Annotated in this window: 15 protein-coding genes and 6 pseudogenes; 14 read left to right on the forward strand and 7 right to left on the reverse strand. The window is 54.4% G+C overall.

The features are described 5' to 3' along the window. Positions 1-59: 59 nt before the first annotated feature. The 4 genes and pseudogenes from tssF to tssB all read right to left on the reverse strand — a co-directional run. Positions 60-1,814: pseudogene (tssF, locus tag CS369_RS05695) on the reverse strand (type VI secretion system baseplate subunit TssF); the annotation flags it as partial. Positions 1,815-1,832: 18 nt separating this feature from the next. Continuing rightward, positions 1,833-2,264 carry a type VI secretion system baseplate subunit TssE gene (gene tssE / locus CS369_RS05700; protein WP_196906342.1) on the reverse strand — a complete coding sequence of 144 codons (432 nt, stop codon included), beginning with the start codon at positions 2,262-2,264 and terminating at the stop codon, positions 1,833-1,835. 5 nt (positions 2,265-2,269) lie between these two features. Beyond that, entirely contained in the window at positions 2,270-3,748 is a 1,479-nt protein-coding gene (gene tssC / locus CS369_RS05705; protein WP_196906343.1) for a type VI secretion system contractile sheath large subunit, read from the reverse strand. 32 nt (positions 3,749-3,780) lie between these two features. After that, positions 3,781-4,284 carry a type VI secretion system contractile sheath small subunit gene (gene tssB, locus CS369_RS05710; protein WP_196906344.1) on the reverse strand — a complete coding sequence of 168 codons (504 nt, stop codon included), beginning with the start codon at positions 4,282-4,284 and terminating at the stop codon, positions 3,781-3,783. Positions 4,285-5,373: 1,089 nt separating this feature from the next. Here tssB and CS369_RS05715 point away from each other — a divergent pair. The 10 genes and pseudogenes from CS369_RS05715 (at position 5,374) to CS369_RS05735 (ending at position 11,888) form a co-directional block, all read left to right on the forward strand. Beyond that, positions 5,374-6,555: an iron ABC transporter permease gene (locus CS369_RS05715; protein WP_244664801.1), complete on the forward strand. Its 1,182-nt coding sequence runs from the start codon at positions 5,374-5,376 to the stop codon at positions 6,553-6,555. Positions 6,556-6,718: 163 nt separating this feature from the next. Beyond that, the gene (locus tag CS369_RS23135) at positions 6,719-7,189 is read left to right on the forward strand and encodes a hypothetical protein (protein WP_244664802.1); all 471 of its coding nucleotides are present in this window, start codon (positions 6,719-6,721) and stop codon (positions 7,187-7,189) included. Between the two features lie 100 nt (positions 7,190-7,289). Further along, a pseudogene (locus CS369_RS23140) lies at positions 7,290-7,636 on the forward strand (ATP-binding cassette domain-containing protein); the annotation flags it as partial. A gap of 15 nt (positions 7,637-7,651) precedes the next feature. Further along, positions 7,652-8,275, forward strand: a complete 624-nt coding sequence (locus CS369_RS23145) for an ABC transporter ATP-binding protein (RefSeq protein ID WP_244664822.1) — start codon at positions 7,652-7,654, stop codon at positions 8,273-8,275. A gap of 27 nt (positions 8,276-8,302) precedes the next feature. Further along, positions 8,303-9,406 carry an ABC transporter substrate-binding protein gene (locus tag CS369_RS05725; protein ID WP_196906345.1) on the forward strand — a complete coding sequence of 368 codons (1,104 nt, stop codon included), beginning with the start codon at positions 8,303-8,305 and terminating at the stop codon, positions 9,404-9,406. 55 nt (positions 9,407-9,461) lie between these two features. Next, positions 9,462-9,905 (forward strand): annotated as a pseudogene (locus tag CS369_RS24470) (inositol monophosphatase); the annotation flags it as partial. A 134-nt stretch (positions 9,906-10,039) separates the two neighbouring features. After that, the gene (locus tag CS369_RS24475) at positions 10,040-10,138 is read left to right on the forward strand and encodes an inositol monophosphatase family protein (protein WP_280514733.1); all 99 of its coding nucleotides are present in this window, start codon (positions 10,040-10,042) and stop codon (positions 10,136-10,138) included. Positions 10,139-10,185: 47 nt separating this feature from the next. After that, entirely contained in the window at positions 10,186-10,896 is a 711-nt protein-coding gene (locus CS369_RS23155; protein ID WP_244664804.1) for a hypothetical protein, read from the forward strand. Positions 10,897-10,944: 48 nt separating this feature from the next. Beyond that, the gene (locus CS369_RS23160; protein WP_244664805.1) at positions 10,945-11,163 is read left to right on the forward strand and encodes a LacI family DNA-binding transcriptional regulator; all 219 of its coding nucleotides are present in this window, start codon (positions 10,945-10,947) and stop codon (positions 11,161-11,163) included. Continuing rightward, positions 11,091-11,888: a substrate-binding domain-containing protein gene (locus CS369_RS05735; protein ID WP_244664806.1), complete on the forward strand. Its 798-nt coding sequence runs from the start codon at positions 11,091-11,093 to the stop codon at positions 11,886-11,888. Before CS369_RS23160 ends, CS369_RS05735 begins: the two co-directional genes overlap by 73 nt. A 28-nt stretch (positions 11,889-11,916) precedes the next feature. On the opposite strand, the gene CS369_RS05740 is transcribed toward CS369_RS05735, so the two are convergent. Further along, complete coding sequence (locus CS369_RS05740; RefSeq protein ID WP_196906346.1) at positions 11,917-12,429, reverse strand: MarR family winged helix-turn-helix transcriptional regulator; 513 nt, start codon at positions 12,427-12,429, stop codon at positions 11,917-11,919. A gap of 75 nt (positions 12,430-12,504) precedes the next feature. On the opposite strand from CS369_RS05740, the pseudogene CS369_RS05745 reads away from it, so the two are divergent. After that, positions 12,505-13,359: pseudogene (locus tag CS369_RS05745) on the forward strand (EamA family transporter). Positions 13,360-13,390: 31 nt separating this feature from the next. On the opposite strand, the gene narP reads toward CS369_RS05745, so the two are convergent. Continuing rightward, positions 13,391-14,023, reverse strand: coding sequence for a nitrate/nitrite response regulator protein NarP (gene narP, locus CS369_RS05750; protein ID WP_196906347.1), 633 nt, complete (start codon positions 14,021-14,023; stop codon positions 13,391-13,393). A 23-nt stretch (positions 14,024-14,046) separates the two neighbouring features. Continuing rightward, a pseudogene (locus CS369_RS05755) lies at positions 14,047-15,158 on the reverse strand (type IV pili methyl-accepting chemotaxis transducer N-terminal domain-containing protein). Between the two features lie 248 nt (positions 15,159-15,406). Here CS369_RS05755 and napF point away from each other — a divergent pair. The 3 genes and pseudogenes from napF (at position 15,407) to napA (ending at position 18,635) form a co-directional block, all read left to right on the forward strand. Next, positions 15,407-15,940 (forward strand): ferredoxin-type protein NapF, encoded by a 534-nt coding sequence (napF, locus tag CS369_RS05760; protein WP_196906348.1) that lies wholly within the window; start codon positions 15,407-15,409, stop codon positions 15,938-15,940. Further along, the gene (gene napD / locus CS369_RS05765) at positions 15,937-16,206 is read left to right on the forward strand and encodes a chaperone NapD (RefSeq protein ID WP_196906349.1); all 270 of its coding nucleotides are present in this window, start codon (positions 15,937-15,939) and stop codon (positions 16,204-16,206) included. The genes napF and napD overlap by 4 nt, the downstream gene beginning before the upstream one ends. Further along, positions 16,203-18,635: pseudogene (gene napA / locus CS369_RS05770) on the forward strand (nitrate reductase catalytic subunit NapA). The gene napD and the pseudogene napA overlap by 4 nt, the downstream one beginning before the upstream one ends. Positions 18,636-18,637: the final 2 nt, after the last annotated feature.

Raw genomic sequence — 18,637 nt, forward strand, 5'->3', positions numbered from 1 at the left:
TCAACCAACTGGTAGAAATTAAAACGCGATGCGTCCTGATAGAACGTCACATCATCGATGTGCTGACCTATCTGCACCGGCCATCGGTAGCGCTCCTTGTTATCGAGATTAACCACCTCCAGCAGGTGGAAGGCGTTGACGCTGGCGTACAGTGAGAAAAAGTGCGCCAGTAAGGTACTGAACAGATACAGCTCACCTTCGTTACCAAATGCAGATTGCCGCACTGACAGCACCGATTTCAGACCCCGCACCGGCATTCCCTGTACCAACCGATCAATTGGTGTGGTTTCAATAGTTTCTATCCCCGCCAATCGCTTACGTGATGCCTGTTCCGCCTGCTTATCGTGCAGCGCGGGAAAATCGTAGGTGCGCAAAATCTGTACCAGAGCATCACGGCGCAGTAACGACACATAGTTGAGCGACAGATTAGAGATCAGTGTCCAGTGCAGGCTACCGTCCATCGCCGGACGCAGCGGGCGGGAGGGCCGAATCAGGTTGCGAAAGGTGGCGAACGTTGGCGATGTGCCGGTTGGCACACAGATGCTGCCCACAGGCAGTTGTGCGGCGCGAGCGCGGTTGGTGCAGGTCAATGCCACCGAGATCGATTCGTCAAGATTGATCGCTTCGCGTTCATCCCCTCGCACAAATGACAACAGGTGTTCGAAACCATTTCCCTCTACTGCCTCTTTCACCCGAATGCGGTAGTAAAGCGCCAGCCGTCCTTTGGCACGTTCGATCTGATGCTGAAAACTTTCAAAAGGTTGATAGCGTCGTGGCACACCGCGCGAGCGTCCGGCACGACCTTCCACCCACCCTTCTACGCTGTCCACCGAGAAAATCTCAAAGCTGTCAGCATGACGGAAGCTGGCTTTGAGCGGATACTCCGTCTGACGACCGTTGAGATTAATCGGCTCACTGTCGTGCTGAAACAGGTTAATGGCGGGCACACAATTGAGCAGAAAAGCGTCCGACCGGATTTTCAGCTCGGTGGGCAACGGACGATCGAAACAGAAATGCAGCCGGAACGACGTAAGCATCATCGGCAAATCGGGCCAAAGGGCTCCGGACAGCTCAAAGAACTGGAAGCTTTCTGGAAAGCAGAAATACTCCTGCAAAATGTGATAACCGGAGTAGACATTACCGGGGTATGGCAGCAGCGCATCTTCGCGTTCAAAGCCGACCATTTTCAACGCGCTCGCCTCCTGGCGAAAACGCTGCCCCTCTACCTCCAACTCAATGTGCGACAGTTTACTGGCAAGCCAGAAATAGAGCTCAGAGGCGGTATAGGTATCGCCACCAAGGTAGAAGCGCAGCTTATCCAATTGCAGCTGTTGTAACGATTGCGGTCCGTGTAGCGCGATATCTACGGTGATGGTGGAGAGGTCGTTACCGCTTTGTACATGGATGTGGCGAATGTCTGCCGGGTAGATCCAGGCGTCGTGGCAGGTTCGAAAATGGCACACCACGTCGTCCATCGTTAAGCTATCCAGCTCACACCCTCCGGCCACGAAAGCCGGTTGCGCCAGCGCCCCTGGCAGCACCGAAAACTGCATGATGGTCATGCTTGGCACCGGACGCAGATAGTTCGGCCACAACATACCCAGCAAACCGTGAGTCAGTTCAGGAAACTCATCCTCAAGCTTGGCGCGCAGGCTTCCGGTCAGAAAGGCGAACCCTTCCAGCAACCGCTCGACATCCGGGTCCGTGGTCTGCTCGGACAAAAAGCGCGTAAGCTCAGGATGTGATTTGGCAAATTCACGCCCTTGCAAGCGCAAGAAGGTCAACTCATCCCTGAAAAACTGTTCCAATGACATAGCGCCTCAATGACAGAGTCAGACCATTCGGTAATGGCGGTGGTTATCAATCTGAATGTTGAACGACGTGACCTGCTCCAGATCGTCCAGCTTGACGTGAGCAGTCACCAGAAATGACATCTCCAAGGGATTCGATAACGACCCCGAATCCATGACGTCCACATGCACAATGCGCGGCTCAAAGCGGCAAATGCACTGCCGGATCGCTTCGCAAATTTTGCCGTAAATATCAGCGCCCCCTTGCGTTGCGTCATTGAAATCAATCACGCCCAACTCAGGTGCACTGCGGCAATTGCCCGGACGGGTATTGAGCACGTTGCCCAACTGGCGTTTGATGGACAAAATCAGTGTCTCAAGTTTCGTTTCAGGGGACGCGCGCCGCGTCTCCCCCCGAATGCGATCGAACAGACTTGCCGTACTTCCCCGTTCCCAGGCAGAAAGTGACGGCATCAGTCTTATTCCTTATCCAAACGCCCAAGCAGTGACAGTTTGAAGTTAGCACCCATGTATTTGAAATGGTGGCGAACTGACAGCGAGACCTGATACCAGCCCGGTTCCCCTTCCACATCCAGCACCTTGATCTGCGCGGCACGCAGCGGACGACGGCTACGCACGTCTGCTGGCGGGTTTTCCTGATCCGCGATGTACTGTTTGATCCAGGTATTCAGCTCACGCTCCAGATCCTGACGTTCTTTCCACGCGCCAATCTGTTCGCGCTGCAACACCTTGATGTAGTGCGCCAGACGGTTGATGATGAACATGTACGGCAGTTGGGTGCCCAACTTGTAGTTGGTTTCCGCTTCTTTACCCTCTTTAGTATTGGGGAATACTTTGGGTTTCTGCACCGAGTTGGCGGAGAAGAATGCGGCGTTGTCGCTGCCCTTGCGCATGCTCAGCGTGATGAAGCCCTCTTCGGCCATCTCATATTCGCGGCGGTCAGTGATCAGCACTTCCGTCGGAATTTTTGCCTGCAATTGCCCCATGGCTTCATATACGTGTACTGGCAGGTCAGTAATGGCACCACCGCTTTGCGGGCCGATAATGTTCGGGCACCAACGGTATTTGGCGAAGCTGTCGGTAATTGGCGCCCCCATCAGATAGGCGGTATTGCCCCACAGATAGTGATCGTGATCGGCGCTGATCTCTTCTTTGTAATTGAAGCCTTTGATGGGGTTTTCTACCGGATCGTAAGGCAGGCGTGCCAGAAAATGCGGCGCTGTCAATCCCAGGTAGCGGGCATCCTCGGACTCACGCAGTGAACGCCACTTGGTATAGACTGGGCCTTCGAATACGGATTTCAGATCCTTGATAGTCGGCAGCTCGGTGAAGCTGTCGACGCCGAAAAAGGTCGGCGCGACGGAAGACACGAACGGCGCATGCGCCATTGCCCCCACGGCACTGACATATTGCAGCAGTTTGATATCGGGTGCGCTTTGCGTCATGGCATAGTCACCGATCACCCCACCGATTGGCTGCCCACCGAATTGCCCATAACCACTGGAGTATACGTATTTGTAAAAAACAGATTGGGTAATTTCCGGAGCAAACTCAAAATCATCCAGCAGCTCTTCTTTGGTGGCATGGAGCACCAGCAGCTTGATGTTTTCACGAAAGTCAGTGCGATCGACGAGCAGTTTCAGCGAGCGCCAGGAGGATTCAAGCTCCTGTAACGGTTTGGCATATAGAATAACATCGACCTGCTTGCTTAATGTTTTGTCCAGTTCAACGATCATGCTATCGACCAGCGCTTTGTTTACCGGTTCTGCGGTATTGCCGTTGTCAAGGATATTGGCCACCAGCGCCGCAATTCCCTGTTTGGCTACGTTGTAGCCTTCATCGACCGGCGTAATGCGTGCCTGCGCCATGATTTCATCCAGCAACGAACCGGAGGCACTGACGGCGCTGGCCTGTGTTTGTTCTTCAATGATTGACATCGTTATTTCCCTATCTCGTTAGTAGGGAATGATTATTCGGCAGGTTTCACCAGATCCAGTTCTTTAAGCAGTTGTTCTCTGGCTTCATCGCTGGCTGACAGATTCTGTAACCGGTTACGGAAAGCGGGAATATTGCCGAGCAGCCCCTTGAGGGCAACGAGTGCTTCACGCAGTTCCAGCAGCTTGCGCAATTCAGGCACCTGCTGAGCAATACAGTCGGGAGAAAAGTCATTCAATGAAGTAATATTCAACTTCACCGATATATCATCTTGAGCATCGTCTTCCAGGCGATTCGGAACGTTGAAATTCAATTCTAACTTTGCTTCTTTCATTACCGAGGCGAAATTATTTTTGTCGATCGACACCGTGTTACGCTCCTCAATCGGCGTATCCTCGGTACGGCCTTTCATATTTCCCACGACCATCAACGTCAGCGGCAACTCTATTTCTGCCTGCTGGCCTCCGGTGGCAGGGACATATTTGATATTAATACGCTCTTTTGGTGCGACAGATGCACCGTCAGTTCCTTTTGCCATAAGTCAATACTCGTATAGGGGTGCCATCACCCGAAAAAAGTAAAGCCGAATCCTACCGGATGCTGTCATCGACAATGAGAGAGCAAACCAGCAGAGAGCAAATAAGATTTGTCATTCGACCAGCGATATAAAATTTAAAAACCGTGTTAAAAAATGAAAAAACATTTCAAAACGCGCACGCACAGCAAATCGGAGTAAAAAAATTTACTCACAAACAATAAAAAAACAATTGTTGTCATCCGTTAAGCAATCATACACATAACATAAACGAACGGTTAACGGGTCTTAAATAAGACACTTTACACATTGAAACAATAACAATAACATAATTTCATTTTATCGATGGATGTTTTTAAGAAAACCGAAAAATCGAACAAAAAACGTCTGATTTTCATTAGGAAGACACAGGTATATTTATACGCTTTTTATTTTGATAAGAATAAAATAGTTAGCGTGTTAAGTGATTAACTTGGATATTATTCTGATTTTTACGATTTTCTTCCGGTTAATCAAACACCATTATTCAAGAATAAATCCTTAACATCCCTAGTTTAATTTAAGATTATTCTTATCTCTATTTTTTTGCGTTAAGGCAGAGGATAACAACATGATAAGCCATAAAACCTGCGCATCTATACCAACGGCAAATCAGCAAAACCCAATGAATCAGGAAACGATAAAAAGAGCAATGTAACAAAGCCTTAAAACCACATCCTTTGAGTGGGATTGCCAGATAAAAATGATGCAGTCCCGCAATACGCTACCTACGGGCCCACGTACAAAAAAATATTTCCAAGGAAAGGGAATGTTCTGATAACTAACTATCGAGCAAACTGGAAAAAGTCGCTCCGTTTAATCCATTAATCCGACGTTTTACTTCGCGTTAATCGTGCTATCCCAATCAGGTTAATCAGTGTTAACACCAAGACAGAAGAAAGAGAATAGGCCAGAGGTGCGGCCCACTTACCCTCCAGATCTTAACAACAATAAGCAACAACATATGTTTTGCACATAGGTGCAAACAACTCGAAAAACTGTAACATTGCCTCGCTATATTCCTGCCTGTCGTCAACAGTCAGGGATAAATCCGTGTCTTACCAAGCCGAAATCTGCCACCGAAAAACCGCGTGGCCAAAGATGCGCCACACGCTGTCTATCGCCAGCCACGAACCTGCCAATTGGCTTGGCGCACTGCTGCTGATGCTGTTTAGCGGGATCATTCTGGCACCGGTGCTTTCCGTTTTGCTAAATGCGGCACGGGTGCAAAGTGGCGATAAAGGCCGCACCGGTACCGCCGAGGGCGCATTCACGGCTTACTACCTGCTGCGCACAGTAGCCTCAAGGATGTCCGATCTGCTGCTGTGGACACCGTTACTGAACACATTGGCTGTAGCAGTGAGTATCGTCGTAGGTGCACTGGTAGTGGGCATCACGCTCGCCTGGCTTATTTATCGCACCGATATTGCCGGGCGCAAAGGTTTCGCCACCCTGCTCATTGTGCCGTTTATGCTTCCTTCCTGGACCTTCGCGCTGGCCTGGACCACCCTGTTTAAGAACCATGCGATTGGCGGCCAACCCGGCTGGCTAGAAGCCATGGGAATCCAGACGCCTAAATGGATGGCCTATGGCTATTTTCCCATTGTGATCATCATGACCTTGCACTACACGCCACTGGTTATCCTGATCCTCGGGAATGCCCTGAGGCGTATCGACAACCAGATGGAAGAGTGCGCCCGTGTTCTGGGTGCCTCACGCAATGTGATTGCGTTCAAAATCATTATCCCGCTGGTGCGTCCTGCGCTGTTATCCGCGTCGTTGCTGATTTTTGCCGACTGCATCGGCGAGTTTGCCCTGCCCTATATTCTCGGTCTGCCAGTCCATTTTGATACGTTATCGACCAGCCTGTATCGAGCCATCAGCACCCGACAGTTCGGCGTGGCAGCGGTTATCGCCACGGTTATTATGCTGATGGGCATGATCACCTTGCTGCTGGACATGAAAATGCTGCGCGAGGCGAAACGCTTTGTCACGGTGGGCGGCAAAGGGGTCATGGAGCGTCGCCGCTCACTCGGGCGTGGACGTATTTTGGCCGCCGCCGTGCCCCTTACTTTTATTTTGTTAGGGGTCGCCATCCCTCTTCTGACGCTGTTTCTTTCTACGGTGATGCTGCTGCCCGGTCGCTTCACAGCGGATAATTTCACGCTGGCCTACTGGATTGGTCATAACCTCGACACGGTAGCACTGCATAACGGCATCCTGCTGATGCCCTAATTTTGGCGCACGATGGGAAATACCTTGCTTATCGTCGGTTCCGCTTCTGTCACCTGTGGCGTACTCGGTCTGCTGGTGGGCTATGCCGTGATGCGCTGCCACTTCCGCTGGATTGCCGCCTGCTTGCGTCAGTTAACGTTCCTGCCTTATCTGGTGCCTGGCATTGCCTTTGCCACCGCGTTTCTCTCTCTCTTTCTTTGCGGTAGCAAGAGGCCCCATTCCGGCGCTGTATGGCACGCCGCTGATCTTAATTCTGGCGCTGATTGCAGAAAAAATGCCTTATGCCAGCCGTTCTGGCATAGCGGCCATGACCCAACTCGGTAAAGAAGCCGAAGAAGCCGCGCAGATTGCCGGCGCCGGCCTGCGCCGCATCGTGATTCCGATTCAAGCGGGCCCGCTGGCGACCGGCATCCTGCTGCCGTTTATCTCCGGCATCAAGGGCGTCAGCGTGTTTGTCATTTTCGCCACACCCGCAACCGACGTGCTGACCACCTATTCCCTGCGTTTGATTGACTACAACTACCAACAGGCGGCCAACGCCGTGGTACTGATGATTGCGCTGATTTCATGGGCGAGCACGGTGATGATCCAGAAGATCACCGGTACTGGCCTGGCTGACGCATTAGAGAACTAACATGCCTTCCATTCAGTTGTCCCATCTCACCAAAACCTACGCCGGCAGCGATAGTCCGGCAGTAAACAACATCAGTCTAACCGTCAACGACGGTGAATTCATGTGCTTGCTCGGGCCGTCAGGCTGCGGCAAAACCACCATTTTGCGCATGATAGCCGGAATTGAGCACGCCAGCGGCGGGGAGATTGTCATCGGCGATAAGGTGGTTGATTCCGTCACACAGGGCATTTATATCCCGCCCGAGAAACGCGGTATCGGTCTGGTGTTTCAGAGCTACGCGCTCTGGCACCATATGACGGTCGAACAGAATGTCGATTTTGGTATGCATTTACAAAAAGTCCCAGCGCAGGCGCGTATCGCTCGCACTCAGGACGTGATGGAAAAATTGCGCATCACGGACATGCCAAACGCTATCCGGCGCAACTCTCCGGCGGACAGCAGCAACGCGTCGCTCTGGCGCGCATGCTGGCGGTTAACCCCGGCGTGCTGTTGCTTGACGAGCCACTCTCCAATCTGGACGCCACGTTGCGTCTGGAAATGCGCGCCGAATTGCGCCGTTTACACGAAACCTTCGGTACCACCATCGTATTTGTCAGTCACGATCAGTGGGAGGCGATGACCCTGGCGACAACCATCGCGGTAATGAGCGCCGGGCAGATGCAGCAGGTCGGCACGCCGGATCAAATCTATGCCGCCCCCGCCAACCGCTTTGTCGCCGAGTTTATTGGCACGCACAAGCTCAATATGATCCCCTTGTACCCGCCGTTGAGCCATTTGGCGCAGCATCTGCACCAGCGTTTTTCCCTGCACGACAGCGAACATACTGAGCTGTGCGGTATCCGACCCGAAGAGATTGTTCTCAGCGCTGAGGCAGGCAATAACGGCGTTGCCATGACCATCGATAACATTATGCCTACCGGTGGCAGTTGGATCATTGAACTGGTCACCGGCAACGATCGTTTGTTCCATTCGACGCAACTGCGGCCACGCTGGCAGCCCCATCAGCAAGTGTTCTGCCAATTGCTGTCCCACTCGCTGCACTTTTTCAATCGCCATGGGCTGCGCCACGAGATAGCCGCCCAGTAACCCCCTTACTTATTATCAGGAGTCACGATGAAACGCACATTCACCGCACTGTTGGTCACCAGCACCTTGCTAAGCAGCCAGTTAACCCATGCTGAAACCGCCGAACTGCAAGCCCTGATCGCCGCCGCACAGCAAGAGAACCCGTTAACCGTTTATGCGCCAACCGGTAAAATAGTGCAGCAGGCCAAAGCTTTTAGCGAAAAGTACGGGCTTAAGGCTACTGGCGTAAAAGCCGATGCGCCGCAGATCATCGAAATTATCAGCCGCGAAGCGCAAGCCAAAAACGTCCGGGCCGATGTCGCTATCGTGGAAGATACGCCGGCAGCAATCACACAGTTGCTCAGTAAGGGCTATGTGCAAAGCTGGGTTCCGGATGATCTGAAAGGTAACGTCGCCGCCCGTTATCAAAACCCGTTAACCGTGGTGCTGGCACCCAACGTGTTTGCTTACAATAGCGCGCGTCACACCACCTGCCCCATCACCAATATCTGGCAACTCACCCAACCCGAATGGCGTGGCAAGGTAGCGATGCAGGATCCGACTGGCAAACCCGCCTACACCGACTGGTTCAGCCAGTTGGAAACCCACTACGACCAGCAAATTCGCGATGCGTATCAGCAGCAATTTGGTAAGCCGCTGCAAACCAGCGAGAAATCTGCCACAGCAGCATTTGTTAAAGTGCTGGCAGGCAACAGTGTGTTGCTCACCCACTCCGATAATGACGCGGCCTCAGCCATTGGCGCACCAGATGGAAACGCCGATTTTGTCGGTCTGGTTTCAACCGCGAAATTCCGTGATAACCAACAAGGGATGAAGTCGGGGTTGTGTACCGGACTCAAACCGTTTATCGGCTGGAATTATCCCAGTCTGGGGGTGATCGCCACCGGTAGCCACAGCCCTAACGCCGCTAAACTGTTTATCCACTATTTGCTGATCGCAGAAGGGATTGGGCCGCAGAGCGTCGATGGCAAAATGTCCACCAACCAGACAGTCTCACTGCCCGCAAACAAAGCGTCCGGGATTGAAAAATACCGCTCAGAATTGATGGAATACCTGACAGACACGGCTAAAGAGGACTGGAAAAGCCGTCAGGACTGGCAGGATATCTGGAGCCTGAACTACAAGAAATAAGGTTTGACTCAGACCGTAGCATCGCCCCTTTTCACTTTTAAACAGGCAGATTACGTTGACGAACATCGACATTGAGCAGCGCGAAGCGGCATTAAAACGCATCATTCTGGACGCTGGCGATACCGCCCTACGTTATTTTCGTTCGCGCAAAGCGGGGGAGTATGAACTCAAGGGCCATCAGGATATTCTGACCGAAGCAGACACCCTGGTAGAAGCCCTGATTTTACGGGAGCTTGGCTCAGCCTTTCCCGGCGATCTGATTCTGGGTGAAGAGTCCGCTCGCCAACCTGCCAATACAGCGAGTTTGTGGGTTGTCGACCCGATTGATGGCACCGCCAACTTTGCGCGCGGGATCGCCCATTTCTGCGTGTGCATCGCCTGGGTTTATCGTGGCATTACAGAACTGGGGGCCATCTATAACCCAGTCAGTCAGGAACTCTATCTGGCACGCTGTGGACACTACGCCTTGAAAAACGACCAACCGCTGCGCTGCACCGCCATCGCGGACACCCAGTTAGCCGCTTTTGAACTGGGGTGGTCTGCCCGTCATAGCCAGCGCCGCTATCTGGACGTGATGGCCGCTCTGCTCAATCTGGGGCCAGTATCCGCCGTGGTGGTTCGGGTGCACTGGCGCTGGCTTGGGTCGCGGAAGGTCGCACTGATGGCTATGTGGAAATCCATATGAACGCCTGGGACTGTCTGGCTGGATTACTGCTGGTGCTCGAAGCGTGAGGACAAACCGGTATCATCCCTCAGGATGCCGTCGGCCTGTAAACGGCTTGCCAGTACTGGCAGCAGCACCGGGCGTTGCCGCTGCGTTGGCGCGCGCCTCCAGCATTCCGTTGGCAAGCGAGGCGGTCACGCCCGTGCCAATATCTCCATCCACGCCGGTATACCCGCGTCCCCCCATCAGCCTGATTAGCAAAAACTTCCCCGGCTGGGGCATGGATATCTATACCGGCGGTGCCAGCGGTGTCTGTAACGCCGCGCTGCTGGCCGAACACGATATCGGCATCGTGATCAATTGCGCGGTGAATCTTGATATCGATTGGGTGACCATCCAGGAAGCGACACCGGATACTCATCTGCTTTCCCACGGTGCCGGGCCGGTTCGCTATTACAAACTTGGGCTGATTGACGGCGAAGGCAATGAGCCGGCGATGCTGCACGCAGGCTATCATTTGATGCGCTCCGCGTTGTTACAGCAAATTCCCGATAAGCCGTCTTATCGCAATCGCAGGCGGGGCAATATTCTGGTCAACTGTCGCGGCGGGAGCAATCGCTCTGTGGCGCTGGTCGCCCTGTTTATGCACCTCGAATGCCCTGAACGTTATCCGACGCTTGACGATGCCATCGCGCTGATTAGAGAGAAACGTCAGCTACACCCGGATGAATGGTTTGAAACGCCTAAGCCGTCGCTGACGCGTCTGGCTGAACATGCCATCCTGCGTGAAAAGGCATTGATTGCAACGGAATGGCACGATGAGTGAGAGCAATTACAGCAAAAACAGCGGGTTCGCCAGCGCCGCTGAACGCGATTGGCGGGCGTATCGCGTTCAGCGGTATCGCGCACCTTCACTCCGGGCAGCAGCGTCTCAGCGGAAACGCGGCGCAAGGTCCTTGCCGCCGCACAAACGCTTAACTACCACGTCAATCACCTGGCGCGCGGCCAGCCTGTCGCCCGGTGTGTATTCTTGGCGGTAATCTGGCCGCGCCTTATCAGGCCAGCCTGCTGGAACACCTCACCCGCCGTCTGAACCACGCCGGACGCGCGGTGATGGTGATCAACACCGACGACGGTGAAGAGTCTGTCAGGGAGGCCCTGCAACAAACCCTGAATTATCGTTCGACGGCAACGATTGTGTTGTCAGGAAAACCGCCGGGTACGCTGATCGAAACCTGCCTCCAAAGCGGACAGCAGGTAATTTTGATTAACCGTATGGGACAGTTTGAGGGGGCGGACAATATCGAGATTGACTACCGTTCGACGATGGCCGATGCGTTAAACTTGTTGCTCGATGCAGGCTGTCAGCAGATCGCGTTGGTATCGTCATCGGCACGTTCTCCCAGCATGGTGATGCGCGAAACGCGCTTTCTCGATGCGGCGGCCGAACGGGGGGTTAACGTCACGCTGACCCAACCGGGCAGCGCCAGTTACCTTACTGGCGTTACCGCCGCACGCGAGTTGTTAAGCGCAGGAACACGTCCGGACGGGGTATTTTGCGTCACCGATCTGATTGCCTGCGGTTTTATCGACGCCGCTCGGCACGAGTTCGGCCTGCGCATTCCGGAAGAGATCAGTATCATTGGCTTCGATGATATCGAACAGGCCAGTTGGCTGGGCTATGACTTGACCACCTTCGCTCAGCCTTTGGCTGAGATGGCGGAAGCCGCGTGCCAGCTGGTGATCGCTCCCGCAACCGGAACACCGTCCCGACGCGTGTTCAACGCCCTTCCCGTGCGGCGCAGTACCTTAAGCTAGGTTTTCCCGGCTGAGAGGACAGACAGGGTTACTCGTTCTCCAGCAGCCGCATCAGGGTGGATAGCGCCTCGTTCAACTGCTGGCGCTGCGCCGTAGATAGTCCGGACAGCAGTTGCCGCTCGTTTTCGATATGGATTTCGACGGCGCGGTCGATCACCGCGCGGCCTTGTGGCGTCAGCGCCACCAGCATGCTGCGTGCATCCTCCGGATTGGGCAAGCGTGAAATAAACGCACGTTTTTCCAACGCTTTCAGCCGGTGCGTGATGGTACCAGAGGTGATCATCAGGGTGGAAAACAGTTGTGTGGGTGACAGCACAAACGGCGCGCCAACGCGCCGCAGCGTGGCGAGCATATCAAATTCCCAGCGCACCAGCCCGTGCTCTACGAAGGCCTCGTCAACACGCGGCTCCAGCAGCAACGCACAGCGCTTCAGGCGGCCGATCGGCCCCATCGGGCTGCAATCCAGATCCGGGCGTTCACGCTTCCACTGTTCTAAAATTCGATCGACGGCATCCGCCTGAGTTTTTTTGTCATCATCCACTCATTTATCTTGATGTCAAGATAATTATCACTGCATACTTTGCTCACTAATTTAGCTTGAAGCAAAGATAAAATCATTGCCTTTTTGTCACGTTATCCCCTTTTCGATCTGCTGCTCACCGCGCTGGCACCCACGATTTGGGGCACAACCGATATCGTTACCACGCAGTTTCTGCCGCCTGACAGACCCTTTATCGCGGCGCTGCTGCGTGTGCTGCCTGCGGGATGTGCTCTGCTGCTCTGGTGTCGCCATTTCCCATTGCGCAACGAATGGTGGAAGCTGATCGTCACCGGCATCCTCAATATCGGTGCGTTTCAGGCGCTGTTGTTTGTCGCCGCCTACCGTTTACCGGGTGGTTTGGCCGCTGTTATCGGTGCGATACAACCGCTGCTGGTAATTCTGCTGGCCTGGGGAATTGATCGGCAGCGATCCCCGCTAACCGCCGTTCTGGCTGCCTTTAGCGGCATTATCGGCATGGCGATGCTGCTGCTTTCACCGCAAACCATCGTCGACACCATCGGGATCGGCGCGGCGTTTCTGGGGGCGGTCAGCATGGCATTGGGGACCTGACTGTCGCGGCGTTGGTCGCTTTCAATGCCAGTGATGGCATTGACCGGATGGCAGTTACTGCTCGGCGGGATGTTTTTATTGCCGGTAGCACTGCTGGTCGATCCGCCACTACCTGTGCTGACAGCCACGCAGATTGCCGGTTACGTGTGGCTGTGCGTGGCTGGGGCGATGCTGGCCTATGCGCTGTGGTTTCGCGGCATTCGCCGTCTTTCGCCGGTCGCGGTGTCGGCAATGAGCCTGCTGAGCCCGGTGACGGCCGTGGTGCTGGGGTGGGTATTTCTCGGGCAGCGCATTCAGGGAATGGCATTGCCCGGGCTGATTATCGTGATACTGAGCGTATGTCGATCCAGTGGGCGCTGATCAAAAAACCAAAGATCTGCCCTCTCTGACGTCATAAACCGCGCGTTTGCAGATACAGCACGGTAGCCGCCACGCGCGAACTCACGTTCAACTTACGCAATATATTGCGGATATGCACCTTTACGGTCTCTTCCGAAATAAACAGCGCAGAGGCAATCTGCTTGTTGGACAACCCCGATGCCACCTCCTGAAGCATATCCAGTTCACGCTCGGTGAGTACGGTAAACGGCGAGGGGATCTCTTGCACCGCCATGCGGTTTTGTAAAACTGCTTTCACCTGCTCGCTGAAGACATCGCCGTTACGGATCGCCGCCAACAGGCTCTCCGGTGCGCTGTCTTTAAGCAGATACCCATCGGCCCCGGCATCCACTAATGCGCAAATATCACCGGGTGAATCCGATACGGTCAGCACGATAATGCGCGCACAGATGCCATCACGCCGCAGCGCGTGGAGCGTATCCAATCCGCTCAGCCCTTTCATATTGAGGTCGAGCAAAATAATATCGGGTGAATCACGATTGGCGAGGCTGAGCGCCTCCATACCATTGCTGGCTTCTCCAATCACCTCAAAAATGGCATCGGTTTCCAGTAACTGACGGATGCCCCGACGCATAAGCGGATGATCGTCAACAATCATCACGCGGTAGCTCAATGTTTCTGACATTACTCACTCCCAAAGGACAGATCTTATTCTTCTTTATCATTGATATCGTTGGTACTGCTGTGTGCGGTCGCTGGCGCTGAAAAACACACGCTGACCCGCGTTCCCCCTTCAGGATGGGAACCGATAGAGAGCGTACCGCCCAAACGCTCGGCGCGTTCATGCATAATGTTCAGGCCGTAGTGCCCCGCGGGCTCCTCGTGACTGCCGATACCGCGTCCATCATCACGAATGTCAACACAGTGACCGCCATCGGGCTGAGTGTGGCAACTGACCACGATGGTCGTTGCCTGCGCATGCTTGATGGCATTCAACAACGCTTCACGGATGATCTGCAACAAATGCACCTGCTGCGCAGCATCCAGCGCCTGAGAACAGTTATACAGCACCTTCAACATGCGGTTCGCTTCTTGCAGGCGCAGCGTTTTCTGCCGAACTTTCTCCTCAAGCGAGCGATAGAGCTTGTGCAACTCATCCGTCATGCGGGTAAAGGTTTGCGCCAGCAGCCCCACAATTCATTGGGCAGCGATGTGTCCAGGCGCGCATGGGTGAAATAGCCTTTTTCTACCGCCGCACAGGCCGCCATCAGTTTGCTGAGCGGCACGACCACCTGACGGCGAATGCGACGTAGCGTGAAGAAGATCACTATATAATAAATGGTGACAACTCCGATCATTGATGTCGCCACCACTATCTTCATTTTGCGCTCGGAATAGTGCTGTAATGCCAGTACGAAATGGTCAATCTGGGTGACATAGCGGGCAATGTTCTGTTGATACCACTCGAGATCTCCCGCGCCCAGCCGCTCGTCCATCATCGCCCAGTTCACCAACAGCGCCGTATATTGCTCATGCACCTCATGCGGCACGTACCAGCGCGCCAGCAGGTGAAACACCAGCGAATCCAGCGTTTGCGCATAAAACTGGCGGTGCTGGGTTAGCTCAGCGCGATCGCCCTGCAAGCCATAGCCCATACGATAGCTCCGCATACGCATAGAGCCTGCGATGTTGATCGCTTCGGCATCGCGCAGGCCGCTCGCCAAGGTCAACAGCGCGATACCGGTTGTCAGGAACGACAGCAAGGCGATGTAAAAGAAAGCGCGGGCAAGGCTGGTAGAGACAGGACGTTTGACCATCACGACGATTAATCCCTTTTCACATCACATAAGTCACCCAGAAAACATCAAAAATGCTGCTGGCGCCATTATCCCTTTCTGTCATCAATCAAGCGAGCAGGCCGCGTGGTAATCCGGCATAAGCTTGATCCTACATCCGTATTTACCTCTAAAGGGTGATTATCCACTAAACGCTAAGAGGAATAGTGTAACTCCTACAAAAACAGTGTTTTTTCTGGGGGCATTTTCCCCTGCCTGAGCAACGTATTGCAATGACCGATCTCTCCCGTCGTTTCCTGTTCAGCGGTGGCCGACAGCGTGCAGATAGCACGCTGCGCACCCCGTGGAGCGGAAGGGAAGCGGTTTTTATCGATGCCTGCACGCGCAGCAACGCTTGCGTTGCTGCCTGTCACACCGGCATTGTGCAACGCGGGCCGGGAGGATTCCCGGTGATCGACTTCCTGTGCGGTGAATGCACATTTTGCTATGCGTGTGCCAGCGCCTGCCCACAAGCACTGTTTGCCGAGCGTCACACCACGCCCTGGGAATACGCCTTGTCTATCAGCGAGCGCTGTATGACACAGCAGCAGGTGGAATGCCGCAGTTGTCAGGATAGCTGCGAAGCGGGCGCCATCCTGTTTCGCCCAATGCTGGGGCGCATTGCCGCACCGCAACTCGATGAGGCGGTCTGCACCGCCTGTGGTGCCTGTATCGCCGGGTGCCCCGTCCACGCGATATCAATAATAAAAACGGTGTTTACACACACACCCACAGAGCGTCTCACAGCGCAACAGGAAAACCGATGAACACAGTCTGGCACGTTTGCAGTTTGGTGGTGCACGCCCACACGCAAAACACCGCGAGCGTGGCAGCGACAGTCGGCGCACTCCCTAACGTGGAGGTTGCCGTCTGCGACAGCAATAGCGGAAAAATGGCCGTGGTGCTAGAGTCAGATTCAGAAAACACACTATTAACACACATAGCGTCAATACGTGAAGTTGCAGGCGTACTGGCGGTTTCGCTGGTTTATCACCAGCTTGATGAACAACCTCAGGGTGAGGAAACACCATGAAACTCAGTCGACGACACTTTATGAAGGCTAACGCTGTCGCAGCGGCGGCAACGGTAGCAGGCATCAGTATACCGACGGCTGTCCGCGCCGTGACCGAGCAGCAGGACAGCATCCACTGGGATAAAGCGCCCTGTCGCTTCTGCGGCGTGGGATGCGGCGTACTGGTCAACCGCGGCCTCAACTGCATCAAAGGCTATTTCCTGCCGAAAATCATGTACGGTCAGGACCGCGTGACTCAACCGCTGTTGCGTATGCGTGATGGCGCGTTCGATAAAGAAGGGGAATTTACCCCCATCTCCTGGGATAAGGCGTTTGACATCATGGCGGAGAAGTTCAAAACCGCACTGAAAGAGAAAGGTCCTAACGGTATCGGCATGTTCGGCTCCGGCCAGTGGACCATCTGGGAAGGTTACGCCGCCGCCAAATTGTTCAAAGCCGGGCTCCGCTCCAACAATATCGACCCGAATGCGCGTCACTGCATGGCTTCTGCCGTCGTCGGCTTCATGCGCACCTTCGGTATGGATGAACCCATGGGCTGTTACGATGACATCGAGCAAACCGATGCGTTCGTGCTGTGGTGATCCAACATGGCTGAGATGTACCCAATCCTCTGGTCACGCATCACCGATCGCCGCCTGTCTAACCCCAACGTCAACGTGGCGGTGCTCTCCACCTACCAACACCGCAGCTTCGAACTGGCGGATAACGGCATGGTGTTTACGCCGCAAACCGATCTCGCCATTCTCAACTATATCGCCAATTACATCATTCAGAACAATGCGGTTAACGAGAAATTCCTTACCCAGCATGTGAATATTCGCAAAGGCACGACGGACATCGGCTATGGCCTGCGCCCAACCCATCCGTTGGAAAAAGCGGCGAAAAACCCCGGTTCTGATGCCTCGGAGCCGATGACGTTTGAGGTTTATAAAGCCTTTGTCGCGGAATACACGTTGGAAAAAACCGCTGCGCTCAGTGGTGTTCCCGCCGATCAGTTGGAAGCGTTGGCAAAACTCTACGCCGATCCGAACAAGAAAGTGATCTCTTATTGGACCATGGGCTTTAACCAGCACACGCGCGGCGTATGGGCCAACAATCTGGTCTATAACATTCACCTGTTGACCGGCAAGATCTCCCAACCGGGCTGTGGTCCGTTCTCGTTAACCGGCCAGCCTTCCGCCTGCGGCACCGCGCGTGAAGTCGGCACCTTCGCCCATCGCCTGCCAGCAGACATGGTGGTCACCAACGAAAAACACCGCGACATCACGGAGAAACAGTGGCAACTGCCCGCTGGTAGCATCCCTGATAAGATTGGTTTGCACGCCGTTGCCCAAGACCGCGCGCTGAAAGACGGTACGCTCAATGCCTATTGGGTGATGTGCAACAACAACATGCAGGGCTGCACCAATATTAACGAGGAACGAATGCCCGGCTGGCGCGATCCGCGCAACTTCATCGTGGTGTCCGATCCCTACCCCACCATCAGCGCACTGGCCGCTGACCTGATTTTGCCCACCGCTATGTGGGTAGAAAAAGAGGGTGCCTACGGCAACGCCGAGCGCCGCACGCAGTTCTGGCGTCAGCAGGTTAAAGCCCCCGGAGAAGCCAAATCCGATCTGTGGCAACTCGTCAGCTTTGCCAAACGTTTCAAGGTAGAAGAGGTGTGGCCAGAAACGCTGCTGGCGCAAAAACCTGACTATCGTGGCAAAACGCTCCATGACGTGTTGTTCGCCAACGATGCGGTTAAGCGCTTCCCACTGAGTGAACTGGCAGAAAACCAGCTCAACGATGAGTCCCGCGAGCTCGGTTTCTATTTGCAGAAAGGTTTGTTTGAGGAATAAGCCGCCTTTGGCCGGGGCCACGGCCACGATTTAGCGCCGTTTGACACCTATCATCAGGTGCGCGGCATGCGCTGGCCAGTGGTTGACGGCAAGGAAACCCAGTGGCGTTACAGCGAAGGGCACGATCCTTACGTCAAAGCGGGCGAGGCGTATCGCTTCTACGGCAAGCCGGATGGCAAAGCGGTGATCTTCACCCTGCCCTACGAACCGGCAGCGGAAGCGCCTGACAGCGAATACGATCTCTGGCTCTCCACCGGTCGCGTTCTGGAATACTGGCACACCGGCAGCATGACGCGCCGTGTACCGGAGCTGCACCGCGCGTTTCCCGAGGCGGTGCTGTTTATCCACCCGCTGGATGCCAAAGAACGCAATCTGCGACGTGGTGAAAAAGTGAAGGTTATCTCGCGCCGGGGAGTAATCGTCTCGGTGGTGGAGACACTAGGACGTAACAAGCCGCCGCGCGGACTGGTGTATATGCCGTTCTTCGATGCTGCCCAGTTAGTCAACATCCTGACGCTGGACGCCACTGACCCGTTATCAAAAGAGGTGGATTTCAAGAAGTGCGCCGTCAAACTGGCTAAGGTGTAACA

The sequence above is a fragment of the Candidatus Symbiopectobacterium sp. 'North America' genome (assembly GCF_015762685.1).
Classification (GTDB): Bacteria; Pseudomonadota; Gammaproteobacteria; order Enterobacterales; family Enterobacteriaceae; genus Symbiopectobacterium.